This is a genomic window from Thermoplasmata archaeon, assembly GCA_036395115.1.
Classification (GTDB): Archaea; Thermoplasmatota; Thermoplasmata; order RBG-16-68-12; family RBG-16-68-12; genus RBG-16-68-12.
In genome coordinates, this window is the sequence record DASWDU010000013.1 from 16,187 (window position 1) to 30,709 (window position 14,523).

Genomic DNA, 14,523 nt, shown 5'->3' on the forward strand with positions numbered 1-14,523 from the left:
ATGGCCACGCTACTCGTCATCGGGGGGAGCGGGCTCCTCGGGTCGAAACTCGCCGTCGCGGGACGCAAGGCGTATCGCGTCGTCGCGACGTACCGGGCCACGCCGCCCAAGCTCGAGGGGGTCGAACTGGTGCCGTTCCAGAAAGAGGCGATCGGCGATGCCGGCGCATGGATCTCCCGCCTCGCGCCCGACTACGTCGTCGATGCGGCGGCATTCCACGATGTCGATCGCTGCGAGGACGAACGCGAGCGTGCGGCGCAGGTCAACGCGCGCGCTCCGGGCGTGCTCGCAGAAGCGGCGAACGGAGCGGGCGCGCGCTACCTCTTCGTGTCCACAGACTTCGTCTTCGACGGGACCCGCGGTTCGTACGAGGAGGCGGATCCGCCGGGGCCGGTGAATCACTACGGCAGGACGAAGCTCGAGGGCGAACGGGCCGTGCTCGATGCGGGCGAAGCGAACCAAGTCGTCCGGCCAAGCGTCATCTACGGGTGGGACGACACCCGCTTGAACTTCGCGACGTGGCTTCTCACCTCCCTCCGGGATCGAAAGGCCGTTCGGATCGTCACGGACTGGATCGGGTCCCCGACATGGGCGGACAGCCTCGCGGACGCCGTGCTCCGACTCCTCGCGCTGCGGGAGGGTGGAATCTATCACCTCGCCGGCCCCGACCGGTTGAGCCGCTTCGAGTTCGCGACCCGTCTCGCGGCGGCGTTCGATCTCGACCCCACCGCGATTTCTCCCGTGACGGCGGCGGAATTCCCCCACCGGGCTCCGCGGCCCCGCGACTCGTCCCTCCGGAACACGCGCGCGGCGAACCACGGGATCACGGTGCTCGACACATCGACGAGCCTCCAGAAGATGCGGGCCCAACGCAGCCTCGAAAAGTTCGAGACCCCCGTGCGGTTCAAGTCGTGATCGGATGAAGGGACTCATCCTCTCGGGCGGCCATGGGACGCGGCTCCGGCCCCTCACGCACACGGGGCCGAAGCAGCTCATCCCACTCGCGAACAAGCCGAACATCCTGTACTGTCTCGAAGACTTGCGGGTTGCAGGGATCACGGACATCGGCGTGATCCTGGGCGACATCATGCCGGAGAAGGTGAAGGAGCTCCTCGGTGACGGCCGAGCGTTCGGGACGTCGATCACGTACATCGTCCAGGGATATCCGAGGGGCATCGCCGACGCGATTCGATGCGCAGAGGGCTTCATCGGCGAGGGGCCGTTCTGCGTCTACCTGGGAGACAACGTCCTGAAGGGCGGGATCCGGACGATGGTCGAGGATTTCGAATCCGGCGGGTACGACGCGGAGGTCCTCCTGTCCCGCGTCCAGAACCCGGAGAAGTTCGGTGTCGCGGAACTCGACGAACACCAGAACATCGTATCCCTCGTCGAGAAGCCGAAAGAGCCGAAGAGCAACCTCGCCCTCGTGGGAATCTATCTCCTCCGGAAGAACATCTTCCCGATCGTCCGTGACCTGAAACCCTCGTGGCGGAACGAACTGGAGATCACGGAGGCGTTGGACCGCCTGCGCACGCAAGGCGGTCGCCTCAAAGCGCACATCGTCACGGGATGGTGGAAGGACACGGGGAAGCCAGAAGACATCCTGGAAGCGAACCACTTGCTCCTCGACGACCTCCCCCGCCGTATCGAGGGGACGATCGAGGAAGGCGCCCGGATCGAGGGCCGCGTCCAGATCGGGAAGGATACCGTGGTCCGCTCCGGGAGCGTCGTCCGCGGTCCCGCGATCATCGGGAACGGCTGCGTGATCGGACCTGACACGTACGTCGGGCCGTACACGTCGATCGGCGACAAGTCGACGATCGTGGCGGGAGATATCGAGGCCTCGATCGTAATCGGCGAATGTACGATCGAGACGCCGAACAAGATCGTGAACAGCCTGATCGGTCGCCACACGACGATCCGGACCGCGAATCAGAAACCGAAAGGCCAACAGCTAATCGTCGGGGAGAACTCGACCCTGTATCTCTAGCCGACTCACGACCTACGCGGCGGTGTGTCGACGGACAACATGCGAACGAAGGTGCGCGTCCGCGTGCTCGAACGCTCCCTCTGACCCCTCTGGCCGGAGGCTGACGAGGAGATTTACATGGGGTGCGCCATGTTGTCGCCCCCCATCCCCTCCCGGTCCGGTCGCAGCTCGTGCGTCGCGAACCAATTGATCAACACGCGGAGTCGCAGCCCCACGCGATCCAGTAGATCCGGGCGTACCCGTTGTCGAACACTTTCACGAACGGCGACATCTCGAACTTCGCGATTACCGCAGGATCCATCGGCGCCGCGGGTTCCCATGGCGTGAGCCGCACCCCGGCCTCCATATCTTGGTCGATCCAGACATAGGTGCCATTTTTCCGGCCGGAGGGGGACTCGATCCCGATGAAGTCCGTCGCGTTCCATACCGGGTCCGAGAACGGCGTCCGCGTCCGATCCCACGTCGCGTTGACTCCGCCGAACCCGAAGACGGTGCTCGATCCGTGGTGGTCCGAGACGACGAGCCCGCTCAGATGGTCTCTCGACCAATAGGCCGGATCGAGGGCGGCCGGGATCGTGCCTTCCCGCCATCCGGCCAGGGCCGAAGGCGGCGGAATGCCCGCGAAGCCGTTCGCAAGCAGGAGGCCCCCGCCGAGGGCGATCGCGGCGTATCGTCCCCGGCCCCTCACGCCCCCGAGGTCGAGGAGGCGGAACAAGCCGACGCCGGCGAAGACCGCGAACGGGATCATGAGATACTCCGTGTGACGGTACGGGATGAGGACCCGCGGCGCCACGGCGATCCCGACGACGGCGGACGACAGGAGGACGACAACCCACGCGTTCGGATGGACGCCCTCCCGTTCCAGGTCGAGGAACTTCCGCCCCGACGCGGACAAGGACATCAGCAACGTGAGCGGGACGAAATAGAGCAGGCCGGGTAGCGGCACACGAAACGTCGTCCCCGGGACGCCCGACACCACGGTCACGAGTCCGATGATGGAGATCGTACCGACCGCCGCCACAAACCATGCAGCGGAGCGACGGAGCCCGGGAACCGAGGGCCGATAGTGCCACCTCAACCGTCTTCGCGCGCCGATCAACGCCGCGAAGGCGACGAGGCCGACCGCGAATCCGACGAAGAGGAGCCACCACGGACGGATGTCCACGTCCGTGACGATCGATTTTTGGAACGCGGTTGCGTAGCCGAACCAGTAGGCGAACGTCCCGGTGATCAGGACGGCGGCAAACGCGACCTGTCGCACCGATTCCGCGTCCATGCGCCAGGGTCGCGCGAGCCCCCGGAGGACGATTGCGCCGAGGACCATCAGGACGAAGAAGTACAACGAGAGGTGGTGGGTCAGGATGAGCGCCCCCGCGACGAGCGAGAGCGGCACGAAAGCCCGTCCGTCTGTACGGAGGCGCAGGAAGAAGAGCAGGCCCGAGATGGCGAGGAGGTCGCCGAGCGTCGCGGGCGCCGAGTGCGCGGTCGTGTATGCGTGCGGAAGCGCTCCTGCCAGGAACGCCGCGGCGAACAGGCCGATGCGGTCCTCCTTTGCAATTCGGACGGCCAGGAGGAACATCGGCACGACCGCGAACGCGCCGAGCACGGGCACGAGGAGATTGAGGACCGTCGGGACGTCGAGCCCGCCCAGTTGGACGAGGCCTGCCTGCGGGAAGAACACTCCTGGGAAATAGGGATACGTGATGCCCCACCCGTCGTACGTCGTCGAGACGTGGCCGGTCCGGACGAGACTCCGCAGAATCGTGAAGTATTCCGCGGTGTCGGACCCCCAGTAGAGGAACGACCACAGCGGCCCGAGTCGGACGGCGATTGCGCCGAGGACGATTGCGCCCAAGACGATCGCCGTGGACTTCCGCATCGGCCGCGAACCCGGCCTCGGCTACTAAAGGGTTGTCTCGCCTCCCCCAGCCGCATTCCACGAAACCGGGTCGCAAACTATTTCTTTCGATGGCTTTCTGACTGTTCGATGTCCTTCCGGTGCCCCGAGTGCTATGCGGAACTCCCGGATGACACCATGTGGGTTTGTCCTGTCTGCCGGTACACACTGCGGACCCCCGGCGCCGCGAAGGTGGGGGTGGTGCTCATGGTCCTCGGTCTGCTCCTCCTCGGGGCCTTCGTGTACGGACCGGAGCAGCTTGGGCTCAACAACGGTTTCGTCCCGACGGATCTGGCTCAGTTGACGATTGCCAACTTCCCCTTGCTCGTGTTCGGGGCGTTCGCCCTGGGCGCGTTGCTCGTTGCGGCCGCGGCCCTGAAGATTCGAAGCGAGCAAGCGCGGGTCGCGTCGGCCTAGAAGAAGTCGTCGAGCTTCAGATCCTGCGTGCGGTCGTTCGTGAAGAGAGACGCGATCGCGTCCTCGATGAGGTCGATGCGCTGCCGGAGATAATTCGATACCTCGAACTGCGCACTGATCCGCTTTGAAATCTCGAGGTACTTCTTCACGGAACTCTCGTGGACCGTGAGGGTGAGGTTGCCCCCGCAGGCGAGGCATCGACCCCGGAGCGGGATTCGGCGGTACTTCTCTCCACACCGGGTGCATCGGACCTGCTGACTCGAGAACGCCTTGAGGTTCCCGATCAGGTCCGGGAGGAAGTGGTGGACGACGATCCGGGCGACCACATCGTTCGGGTCCACCGCACGGATTCGGAGGGCGAGTTCGAGCTGCTTCTCGATCTTCTCGGCCATCGACCCCTCCCCGTAGGCCGACGCGATGGGGCCTTGCGCGATGCTCGACGTCTCGTGCGTATACGAGAACCCTTCGTACTGGAGCACGCTCCCGATTCTCTTGCTGACCGTGTCAATCTGCGGCTCGATCTCTCGCGGGTGGGCGAACCGCTCCGCTGCTTCATAGAGGCTCGGCGGGTACACCGGGAGGACGTCCAGGTTGTGGGCCTCCTTGTCGATCTCATTCGGATCGATGCGGGTCGTGAGGACGAGCGGCGCGTCCATGAGGCCTCCCCGCTTGTCCGGGAGGAACGCGCGGGAGAAGTTGATGAGGCTGTCGAGGAGCAGGATGACGGAATCCTCGTCGCCGTCGCAGTTCCGGCGGCGGGCGGCGATCAGGAACGGATGGGCGAAGCAGGCCTGCGCGTCCGTGAATCCGACGATCCGGGCGACGACCCCCCCGCTCGTGTGCGGGGCGAGCGTGACGACGAGGTGGCCGAGGAGGTCCTCCGGCCGCGTCGCGTCATAGAATCGCGGAAGGCCGTACAGCCGTTCGAGCAGCTCGTCGACGAACGACGCGACGCGCACGAGGTAGTCGCCGCACGACCGCGCGACGAGGATGTCTTGGGTCCTTAGTTCGAGCACTTGGTCGTCGCGCTCGAGCGGATGGCCCCGCGAGTCCCGCGAATACCCGAGGCGACGTGCTGCCTCGATCGAGATTCCGGCCTCTCTGGGGGTGAAGTGCGTGAGCGGGAGGTTCGTCATGTCATATCGCGTCGTTCCGTCCTTGAAGACGTAGATCTCGTGTTTCGCGCGCAGGACGCCCTTCTCGAGCGGCTCGGGCGTCTTCGTCTTCGAGATCATGCCTTGGACCGCCTTGATTTCCGGGACTTTCGTTTCTCCGACGCGGTCGAGGGCCGAACGGAGGACGTCCGCCAGCGGGATGCGTTGCCTCGCGGGTCCGTTTCGCGGGACCGTGTGCCCTCCGCACGAGCACTTCGGGAGGAACCACCGTTTCCCGCACGCGGCACAGACGCGGAGCCCGACCTCGACCTCGATTGTGTCCTTCGACGCGGCGTCGGCCAGGAGGCGTTGGGCGCCGCCGTCGTGGCCGATTGGAAAAAGCGCGTGGGGCGCGGGCTGCATCTTCCGTGGAGCGGCCTTCTCCGGCCGGGCCATCCGCGCGCCGATGCGGGTCGGGCCGCGCGCCTTCACGGGAAAGCCCGCCAGGGCCGACACGAACGCGAGCGGGTCGTCCGCCTGCGGGGACGGGCCGATCCGGAGCACCTCACCATCCCGTTCGATGCCGAGCGTCGCCAGCAACGTTTCCGTGTGCCGCTCGACCACGAGCTCGGCCGCCCGGACCTGGTACAGCGCGCCGAGCCGCACGAGCCATTCGCGCGGCTCTTCGTCGCTCGGGAGCCGCAGTCGGCCGGACTCGACGCGGCCGTGGACGGCGATGACTTCGCGGAGTCGAACCAGCTCTTCGACCGTCAGGTCGTGGTAGAAGAGGTTGTATCGGGGATGGAGCGGCACCCCAAGCTCGCGCGACCACGCCAGCGCCTGTTCCGCGGTTGCCGTCTCCCACCCGTCGGGCAAGGAGCCGAGCTTCCCTTCGAGGAGAGCGCCGTACCACTCGAGGCAGAAGGCGCCGGGCATGAGGACATGGTTGTTCTCGAGGAACTCGCCGAACGGGACGAGGATCTCGCCGAGATCCGCGATGGTGCGGACGTGCGGCGTGAGACGCTTTGCCGTCGCGGCATCGGAGATTTCGATGAAGTCCCCGTCGTCGAGGACGACGAGCGGACCTTCGATCCGATCGCACGGCGTCACGGCGCCCGCTTTCCCCGGCCGTTCCGTCTTGATTTGCGTGCCGACGGCGATGAAGTCGTCGAGGACGTGCATCGTGGCGGGATGGAGGGCGAGCGCGGCGAGGCCCGTGGCGCGCGTCCTCCCGTAGCGGAGGCGCAAGCCGCCGGCTCGGCTCGGATGACAGAGGACCGGCCGGCCTGCCACGATGTTCTGGATGAAGACCTCGCTCGGTTCGACCCCCGCCTCGTCCCGCAGCTCCTCCGGGCGCGCCGATTTCTCCTCGAGGTACGCGTCGATGAACTCCCATCCGTCGATCCGGAGCTTCTTCACGTGCTTCTGGATCTTCGGCGCCTTCAGGCACATGCCGTCCGCGATCACGAGGCACGCGCCGCCGCGGATCCGGTTCGTCTCGATCCGCGGGAGGTCGCGGAATCCGCTGATCTCCGCGTCCTCGGTGCCCTCGCCGTTGATCCCCACGGGACAGTGGGCGACGATGAGCGCAATCTCCTCCTCGGATGGAGTGTACTGCAGGTGTTGGGCCTGCTTGTACAGCGGGATTTCCTCCTTGAACCGCTCGACCTCTTCCCGTGTCGGCGCGTATCGCCCGATGCCGAGTTCCCTCCGGACGACGTCCGCGATGAGGACGCTCAGGGCTTGGCCGGTCCCGCCCGCGGAACGGATGGGGCCCGCGTAGTACAAGTCGACGTACGAGGAGCCGTCGCGGTTCTTCTTGATCTTCACCCCGGCGAGGCCTTCGAGGGGCGCGACGAGGATGCCCTCCGTCAGGATCGCCACGCCGACCCGGACCGCGCGCTCCACCGCCCTCTCCTTGCTCGCCGCGGGCCGTCGGGCGATCTCTTTCGCCACGAGGATCGCGAGCTCCTCGCGGTCGTGATGTTTCGCGAGCTCGCGGATGCGGCGGGCGACGCCCGCGACGTCGTAGTGCTCGAGCAGCTTCTCGACCCGGGAGGCGAGGTCGTCGGTCAGGGGGATTTCCACGTCGAGTTCCGGATCGTATCCGCGCGCTCGCGCGGCTCGGGCGATCGCGTACGCTGCCTCGACTTGTTTCAGGAGGGTCGCGAAGTACGAGCGGACCCCATCGGAGGCGACCGGAGCACCCATTCCATCCCTTCCGGAGGAGAGCGGCGGGTCGTATTCCGAGGACCGGGTATATGCCTTTCCGTGCGGGGGACGCCCGTGAGCGAGCGCCTCGGCTCAACCTTTATCCGGGTGCGACGACTCGGTTCCTCGATGCTCAAGGTCCGGGACCCGGATGCGTTCCACCGTGAGATCCTTGAATCGAAGGAGCCCACCGTCGTGATGTTCTTCGCGACCTGGTGCCCGTTCTGCCGCCGGTTCCAGGCGGACTTCGAACGCCTCGCCTCCTCGCGTCCATGGCGGTTCGCCGCAGTCTACCTCGACGACGAGGACAACCCGCTGTGGGACGACTACGCGGTCGAGGTCGTGCCGACCCTCGCGCTGTTCCGCGATGGGACGATCGCCGCGCGCCAAGACGGGGTCCTCGGCTACGGGATCGACAAGTCGATGATCTCGGAGTTCGTCCGACGCGTAGAACCCGTCATCGCGTGAATTCGCTCTCGCACCTGATTTTCAGGGCGGCACGTTTTTAGCGTGCTCGCCGGGATGAAATCGCGTGCGAAAAATCCGGAGCGGAATCTATGGACTCAACCCGCTCCTCGACGGCGGCGTCAACGAAAACAGCACGACCGTCGTAATCGGCCGCTCGGGCGCGGGCAAGACGACCCTCGCGACCCAGTTCATCCGCCGGGGGTTGCAAGAAGGCCAGGAAGGCGTCTTCGTCTCGCTCGACGAAAACAAGGAGCAGATCATCCGCGAGGCCGTCGAGATGGGGTGGTCCGACATCCTCGAGTACCTCGACGACGAGCTGCTCGTCTTCATCGACGCGTCGGGCCGGGAGTTCTCGAACTTCATCCGCAAGGAGCTCCCCGCGTTCGTGGCGGACTGGAAGGGGAGCAACGCACGGATTGCGATCGACCCGCTCACACCGGTCCTATGGTCCACGAAGGACCTCTACGAGCAACGCGACTTGATCGGGTACATGTTCAAGCAGACGCGGAAAGTCGGGACGGTCTTGTGCACGCTCGAGGAGCACGGGCAGGGGGACCTCGCGGGCGCGGAGACCGTCATTCCGATGTACCTCGCGGACTGCGTGGTCCACTTGAAGTTCAACACCGACGGCGCCGAGACGTCGCGCCTCATGAAGATCGTCAAGTGCCGGAACAGTCGCCACAGCCAAGCGTCCCACGCCTACGAGATCGTCCGGGGCCTCGGGATCGTGCTCGAGGACGTCGACGGCCGCAAGCCCGCGACGTCCAAGGCCCCCGCCCAGTTGCGGCAGATGCTCCTCACCCGAGCGATGCCGAAGAACGTGCGGGACCATCTGGAGAAGTCCCTCGATGGGCTCACGGACGAAGACTTCCGCTCGCTGAAGCCGGAACGGGTGCTCGAGCTCATCCTCCAGGAGTACCAGGGGTCGTGAGATGGCGCGCGGTCTCGGTCGCGCCCTTGAGCAGGCCGTCGCCCGGGAACCGCCAGACGAAGACCTCGAGATCGAGGGACGCAGCCTCGCGAACGGGCGTCGCCGTCAGATGTTCCGGTATCTCTGCCGCAAGCCCGGCGCTCGCGTGGGCGAGATTGGGCGAGAGCTCGCGATGTCCCAGGCCACAGTCCGATGGCACGCGTGGGATCTCGTGGAGAACGGGTACGTGCACATCGAGGGCACGAGGGCGTTCCCGAAAGGCCTGATCGATCCGGAGGACGCGGCGATGTTTGCGTCCCTCGCATCGCCGGGCCGAGCGGCCGTGCTCGAAGCCGCCTTCCGACAGCCGGGCCTCTCGTTCCAGGACATTGCCGCCGAGATCGGATTGACGCGGCAGTCCGTGAGCAAGGTCGCCTTGGAACTATCGGAGTTCGGACTCCTCACCCTCGTCCACGATGGCCGTTACCGCCGCGTGTATCCCACGGACCTGATCGCGCGGAAGCGGGAATCGAACCGTGCCCGGTCGAACGCGTTCGCAGACGGCCTCGTGCGCCGGCTCGGGGAAGAGGGTCTTTCGCCCGAGTTGCTTCGGCGGGACGAGACGACAGTCCTCGTGCGTTTCGGCACGGGCTCCAAGAAGGTCGTGCTCGATATCCCGCTCGATCCCTACGCCACCGCGTGGAAAGGCCCGTCCTGAGCGAGACGTGTTAACGGATCGTATAGACCCTGTGATAGGGGCGATATAACCCGCTTTAAGCCCCCGTCCCACCCGCTCTCGTAGATGGACGAGAGCTATCGCGAGTGGCTATCCTCGATCCCCGGGTGGACCGGGGACGAGGCACAGAAAGTCGAGGAGCGCTTCCCGACGTACGATTTGCTGCGGGCGGCGGGCCGCGACGAGCTCTCGGCGATCGAAGGCCTCACGTCGGGCGATGTCGACGTCCTCTACGGACTCCTCCACGGGTCTTCCGCGGGCGAGGCGTCCGACCAACTGTTCCTGTGCCCGGAATGCGGTTCCTTCGCCGGCGCCGGCGCGTCGAAATGTGCATCGTGCGGCGTCGAATTCGGCGGTTCCGAGGACCTCGCAGTCGCCAGCGAGATCGACTCCTTCCTCCAAGAAGAGGACGCGCCGGCCCAGATCTGCCTGTCGTGCGGCGCGGCGATGGCGAAAGGCGACGCGAAGTGCGGCGTGTGCGGCCGGGAGTACCGCAGCGAGGAACTCGCCATGTTGCCCGGCATGGATGTGAGCCTCGACGAGGAGGCTCCCTTCTGTCCCCGCTGCGGGGCCTATCTCTTCGCGGACGAATCGGACTGCGCGATCTGCGGGACTTCCCTGCAGACCCCATCCCCGACGGCCACGAACGGGAAAGAGAAAGGCGTCGTGAAGGACTTCCTCAGCCGGTGGCAGCGGGTCGCGGCTGCGACCGAGACCACGGAGGCGGAGCGGCTCCAGGAAGAGCTCGATCACTACGATCGTCTGCTGGAGGCAGACCCGACGCTGGAGCGGGCGTGGGCGAAACGCGAAAAGGTCCTCGAGAAACTCGGACGCTCCTCCGAGACGGCAGAGTCCCTCGCGAAGGCCACCGCGCCGAACCCGGCGCGGGAGGACCGGCACCGCATCGAGGTGCAGGACGTGGTGCGGACGAAGGCGGATGTGCCCGTCCTGTCGCCGAAATGGCAGCAACCCGCCGCGACGGCCGCGCCGAGAGCGCTCGATCCCCGGCTCCTCGAAGCCCTCGATCACTACGACTCCCTCTTGCGGGCGGATCCGTCCCTCGCGGTCGCGTGGCGTACGAAAGGCGAGATCCTGGAGCGGCTCGGCCGCCCGGACGAGTCTCGCGTCGCCATCGAGCAGGCGGATCGAATCGAACGCGAGGAGGGCCTTGCGCTCCGAGCGGCCGCGGAGGGCCTCCGGTCACCGGGCCTCGCTTCCTCCGGGCTCTCGGGAGGCGGCCGCGTGAACGGCCGCGTCAACGGGACGAACGGGGGTCGCACGAACGGTCGCGTCTACGGCCGCACGAACGGTCGCGTGAACGGCCTCGCGGAGGGCCGCGTCAACGGCCTTACGACCGGCGCGGTGAACGGCCTGACGTTCGGGCACGGGGCGACGAACGGCCTCGTGAATGGAAATGGCTTCACCAACGGCCGGCGCGGCCGCTCCGGTGCCCCTCGGATTCCCCCACAGCCGCACTGGTCCCACTCGGTCGTCGGCATCGCAGCGGTCGTCGCGCTGATGGTCCTCGTCCCGATCCTGGCGAGCTTGCTTTCCCCTTCCCCCGGCGGCCCGACCGCGATCATCCGGATCGATGGGGATTTTGGTGACTGGTCCCCCTTCCCGGCCTACGCGGACTCGCCGACGGACGCGTTCCAGACCCCCGATGTCAACCTCGTTGCCATCAAGGTCGTCACCCAGGACCGAAATCTGTTCGTCGAGGCGCAGGTCGAGGGACTCTTGTTCCAAAGCCCCGCCGCGAACGAGACGGCGAGCGTCTTGGTGTTCGTGGACGAGGACAACGACCCCATCACCGGATATCCGATTGGCGACCTCGGCGCGGATTCCATGGTCGAAGCGTACGGATGGCGGGACGGGCCCACGATCCAGCACGGCGTCTCGACGTTCACGTTCAACGAGACGGGCGTGACGCGCTCGAACGACTTCCGGCGGTTCGTCCCGCGCGGCTCCTCGGAGGCCGCCTTCCTCGGTTCGCAGATCGAAATCCGGACCACGGTCCGGGATCCCGCAGAGGCGCGCGTCCTCGTCTACGCGGCGGACAACCTCGGCGGCCGAGATGCCGCGGACGGTTCCGTGCGTCCCTCCCTGCCGACCGTCGTGGTGAGCCAGCAGACGGTCGCGCCGGACATCGTCGCGACGCCCCGGGCGGCCGTCGTCCGGGTGACGCTCGCCCCGCTCGGGGGAGCGCCCCACCTCAACGCGTTGAATCTCACGCGGCTCGGCGACTCGTCCGATGCGGTCGACGTGGCGCTGTACCGCGACGACGGAAGCGGCGCGCTCGATGCGGCGGACGCGTTCCTCTCGAACACGACGATGGTAGGCGGCTCCGCCAGCCTTCCGATGGATGAGAGCCTCTCCGCGCCGGCCGTCTACTGGGTCGAGGCCCGTTGGACGAACGTCACCCCGACGACGACCTTCGGACTCGCCGTGAGCGGCCTCGGCGGGAACGCGAGCGCGAGCCTCCGCGCGCCCGAGACGGGCCTCGTTTACCTCGGCGCCGCGCCAACGACCTTGCGTGTCGACGGCGCCTTCGGAGACTGGCGCGGTCGCGCATACGGAACGGATCTCCTTGGCGATGTCACGAACCGGACCGGCGCGCCGCAATACGACGCAAATGTGGACCTCATCGCGACCGCCGTCGACGTCGGGACGGATCTCACGGGTTATGTCCGGGTGGACGGGCGGATCCTCGGCGGCCAAGACATCCCGACGACCCGCGAACGTACCTTCGTCGCGCCGATCGACACGGACTTGGACGGCGTCCCGGACTCGATCGAAGCGACAGTGGGCCCCGGCCTTTCGCTGGACTTCAGCAACGACAACCGCACGGACGCGCAATCGTCGGGGGATGTCGACGGCGACGGACTCCTCGACTACCCGGCGGGCACGGACTGCTGGCTCAACACGACGATTCCGGCGTGGTATCCGGCGCCGTACGCGGGTCGGGCCGTGACGCGCTACATCTGTCCGATTGGCCAGCCCCAGGAGGGGGTGGACGTCGTGTACGCATACGTCGACGCGGACAACTCGACCTTTACAGGGCTTCGGGAGGACGTTGAGGGGTCGCCGCGCGGATTCGACTATGCCATTGCGATCATCGGCCGGAACGGGGCGGTGAACTCGAGCGGGCTCTACGCCTTCACCTCCGGCCGGTCGAACCCGTGGACCCTCGTCGGACCGGTCGCCGTCGCGCTCGACGCACACCGCATGGAGTTCGCGGTCAACGCGAGTGCCCTGTCCCTCACTCCCGGTTACCGGATTGCCTACTACGCCTCGGATTGGCGTCTCGGGTACGATGTCGCCCTCCCGGACGCCACGGTCGCGCGGTTCCCGGTCGGAGCGCAGGCCGCGACGAACGTGGTGATTAACGAGGTGTCTCCGCAGCCGAACCCGGAATCGGTCGAGCTTGCGAACCCCACGTCAAGCACGGTCCCGCTGAACGGCTGGAACCTCGCGATCGTCCGGGGGAACAACCCGAACGTCATCTTCACCTTCACGACGCAAGTCCTCGGCCCATGGGGCTCGGGCTCTGACTACCTCCTCGTCCCGCTGCCTGGGAACTCCCTACCGAACGGCAATGCCCAGCTGCTCCTCCGTCAAGGGACGACGGTCGTCGACCAAACGACCTACTCCTCCAACGTCGCGAGTGGCAAGTCGTGGTCCCGGTTCAAAGATCCCGTGACGGGTCTCCCGATGGACACGAACAACGACGGGTCCGACTTCTACATCTCCGTGTTCCCATCGCCCGGCCGCGCGAACGACCGGCATCGTCCGACGATCGGCTTGGCGAAGACGGCGAACCGCGCCGTGGCTACGCCCGGCGACATCGTGACGTACACGCTGTACTACAACAACACGGACACCGGCATGGCCAAGTTCGTGTGGGTGAACGATACGCTCCCGGCCGGGGTCACGTTCGCGTCGTCGAGCGTACCGTACGGCTCCGTCGTCGGCTCGACGTACGGCTGGGTCTTCACGAACGTGATGCCCGGCGCGCACTCCTTCACCGTCTCCGTGCAAATCACCGCGGCCACGACGGACGGCCAGGTCCTTCGAAACACGGCGACGCTCGACTACTCGGACCAGCTCCGCCGACCGCTTTTGCGGAGCTTTGGGTGGGCGAACACGACCGTCAGCCGGCCGATGATCACGGTCGTCAAGGTCGCGACGCCCGCGAATGCGAAGCCGGGCGACTTGGTGACGTTCACGATATACTACAACAACACCGGCTCCGTCGCTGCGGGCACCGTCACGATTCACGACACCCTTCCGAACGGCTTGGACTACGTGAGCGCGTCGCCGGCCGCGACGTGGACGGACGGGCGGACCTTCTACTGGAACCTCACGAACGTGGCGCCGGGCGCGCACTCCCTCACCCTCGCCGCGCGCGTCAACGCGAGCTTCACGGGATCGCAGCTCGTCAACTGGGCGTTCCTGAACTACACGACCGTCGGCGGTTTCGCGCTCATCGGGAGCCAGTCGTCCGTGATCGTCGCCATCCCCGAGCTCTCGGACATGATCTTCGTGGCGGCCGTACCGATGCTCGTCATCGGCCTGAAAATCCGAGCGAAGCGCCGGTCCGAATAGGGAGTGGCTGACAGCGTTCCATGGATCGGCGGCCGTTAGAACGGCACGTTTCGCCGTCCACCACAAGGATGGACGGCTAGCGTACCTAGGTCGCCGGCCCAAGCCCTCCTCAAAGGAGGGCAGGCTTCCCACGGGCTCGCGCACCGTAGTACCGCAGGGAACGTGGGCGGGCTTAACTTCCGGGTTCGGGATGGG

9 protein-coding genes are annotated in these 14,523 nt (G+C 66.5%); 7 read left to right on the top strand and 2 right to left on the bottom strand.

Annotated elements, in window-relative coordinates; all coding sequences use genetic code 11:
- The gene (rfbD, locus tag VF992_03260; GenBank protein HEX9340176.1) at positions 1–915 is read left to right on the top strand and encodes a dTDP-4-dehydrorhamnose reductase; all 915 of its coding nucleotides are present in this window, start codon (positions 1–3) and stop codon (positions 913–915) included.
- A 4-nt stretch (positions 916–919) separates the two neighbouring features.
- Positions 920–1,990, top strand: a complete 1,071-nt coding sequence (locus tag VF992_03265; GenBank protein ID HEX9340177.1) for a glucose-1-phosphate thymidylyltransferase — start codon at positions 920–922, stop codon at positions 1,988–1,990.
- A gap of 190 nt (positions 1,991–2,180) precedes the next feature.
- On the opposite strand, the gene VF992_03270 is transcribed toward VF992_03265, so the two are convergent.
- Positions 2,181–3,869 carry a hypothetical protein gene (locus tag VF992_03270; GenBank protein ID HEX9340178.1) on the bottom strand — a complete coding sequence of 563 codons (1,689 nt, stop codon included), beginning with the start codon at positions 3,867–3,869 and terminating at the stop codon, positions 2,181–2,183.
- Between the two features lie 108 nt (positions 3,870–3,977).
- Between VF992_03270 and VF992_03275 the strand changes: the two genes are divergently transcribed.
- A complete protein-coding gene (locus VF992_03275) occupies positions 3,978–4,304 on the top strand; it encodes a hypothetical protein (GenBank protein HEX9340179.1) in 327 nt (108 codons plus the stop codon).
- Here the strand turns inward: VF992_03275 and VF992_03280 are convergent.
- Positions 4,301–7,609: a DNA polymerase II large subunit gene (locus VF992_03280; protein HEX9340180.1), complete on the bottom strand. Its 3,309-nt coding sequence runs from the start codon at positions 7,607–7,609 to the stop codon at positions 4,301–4,303. The two genes, VF992_03275 and VF992_03280, sit on opposite strands and share 4 nt — an antisense overlap.
- 129 nt (positions 7,610–7,738) lie before the next feature.
- On the opposite strand from VF992_03280, the gene VF992_03285 reads away from it, so the two are divergent.
- The 4 genes from VF992_03285 to VF992_03300 all read left to right on the top strand — a co-directional run bounded on the left by VF992_03285 (position 7,739) and on the right by VF992_03300 (position 14,328).
- Positions 7,739–8,077: a thioredoxin family protein gene (locus tag VF992_03285; GenBank protein ID HEX9340181.1), complete on the top strand. Its 339-nt coding sequence runs from the start codon at positions 7,739–7,741 to the stop codon at positions 8,075–8,077.
- Between the two features lie 64 nt (positions 8,078–8,141).
- Positions 8,142–9,008 (top strand): ATPase domain-containing protein, encoded by an 867-nt coding sequence (locus tag VF992_03290; protein ID HEX9340182.1) that lies wholly within the window; start codon positions 8,142–8,144, stop codon positions 9,006–9,008.
- Between the two features lies 1 nt (position 9,009).
- Positions 9,010–9,705, top strand: coding sequence for a hypothetical protein (locus VF992_03295; GenBank protein ID HEX9340183.1), 696 nt, complete (start codon positions 9,010–9,012; stop codon positions 9,703–9,705).
- 84 nt (positions 9,706–9,789) lie between these two features.
- On the top strand, positions 9,790–14,328 hold the full coding sequence (locus VF992_03300; protein HEX9340184.1) for a hypothetical protein: 4,539 nt from the start codon (positions 9,790–9,792) through the stop codon (positions 14,326–14,328).
- Positions 14,329–14,523: the final 195 nt, after the last annotated feature.

Bases quoted from the DNA above. Each gene is read 5' to 3' on its own strand.
- VF992_03275 (HEX9340179.1), top strand. From the start codon at position 3,978: ATGTCCTTCCGGTGCCCCGAGTGCTATGCGGAACTCCCGGATGACACC.
- rfbD (HEX9340176.1), top strand. From the start codon at position 1: ATGGCCACGCTACTCGTCATCGGGGGGAGCGGGCTCCTCGGGTCGAAA.
- VF992_03295 (HEX9340183.1), top strand. From the start codon at position 9,010: ATGGCGCGCGGTCTCGGTCGCGCCCTTGAGCAGGCCGTCGCCCGGGAA.
- VF992_03285 (HEX9340181.1), top strand. From the start codon at position 7,739: ATGCTCAAGGTCCGGGACCCGGATGCGTTCCACCGTGAGATCCTTGAA.
- VF992_03300 (HEX9340184.1), top strand. From the start codon at position 9,790: ATGGACGAGAGCTATCGCGAGTGGCTATCCTCGATCCCCGGGTGGACC.
- VF992_03280 (HEX9340180.1), bottom strand. From the start codon at position 7,609: ATGGGTGCTCCGGTCGCCTCCGATGGGGTCCGCTCGTACTTCGCGACC.
- VF992_03270 (HEX9340178.1), bottom strand. From the start codon at position 3,869: ATGCGGAAGTCCACGGCGATCGTCTTGGGCGCAATCGTCCTCGGCGCA.
- VF992_03265 (HEX9340177.1), top strand. From the start codon at position 920: ATGAAGGGACTCATCCTCTCGGGCGGCCATGGGACGCGGCTCCGGCCC.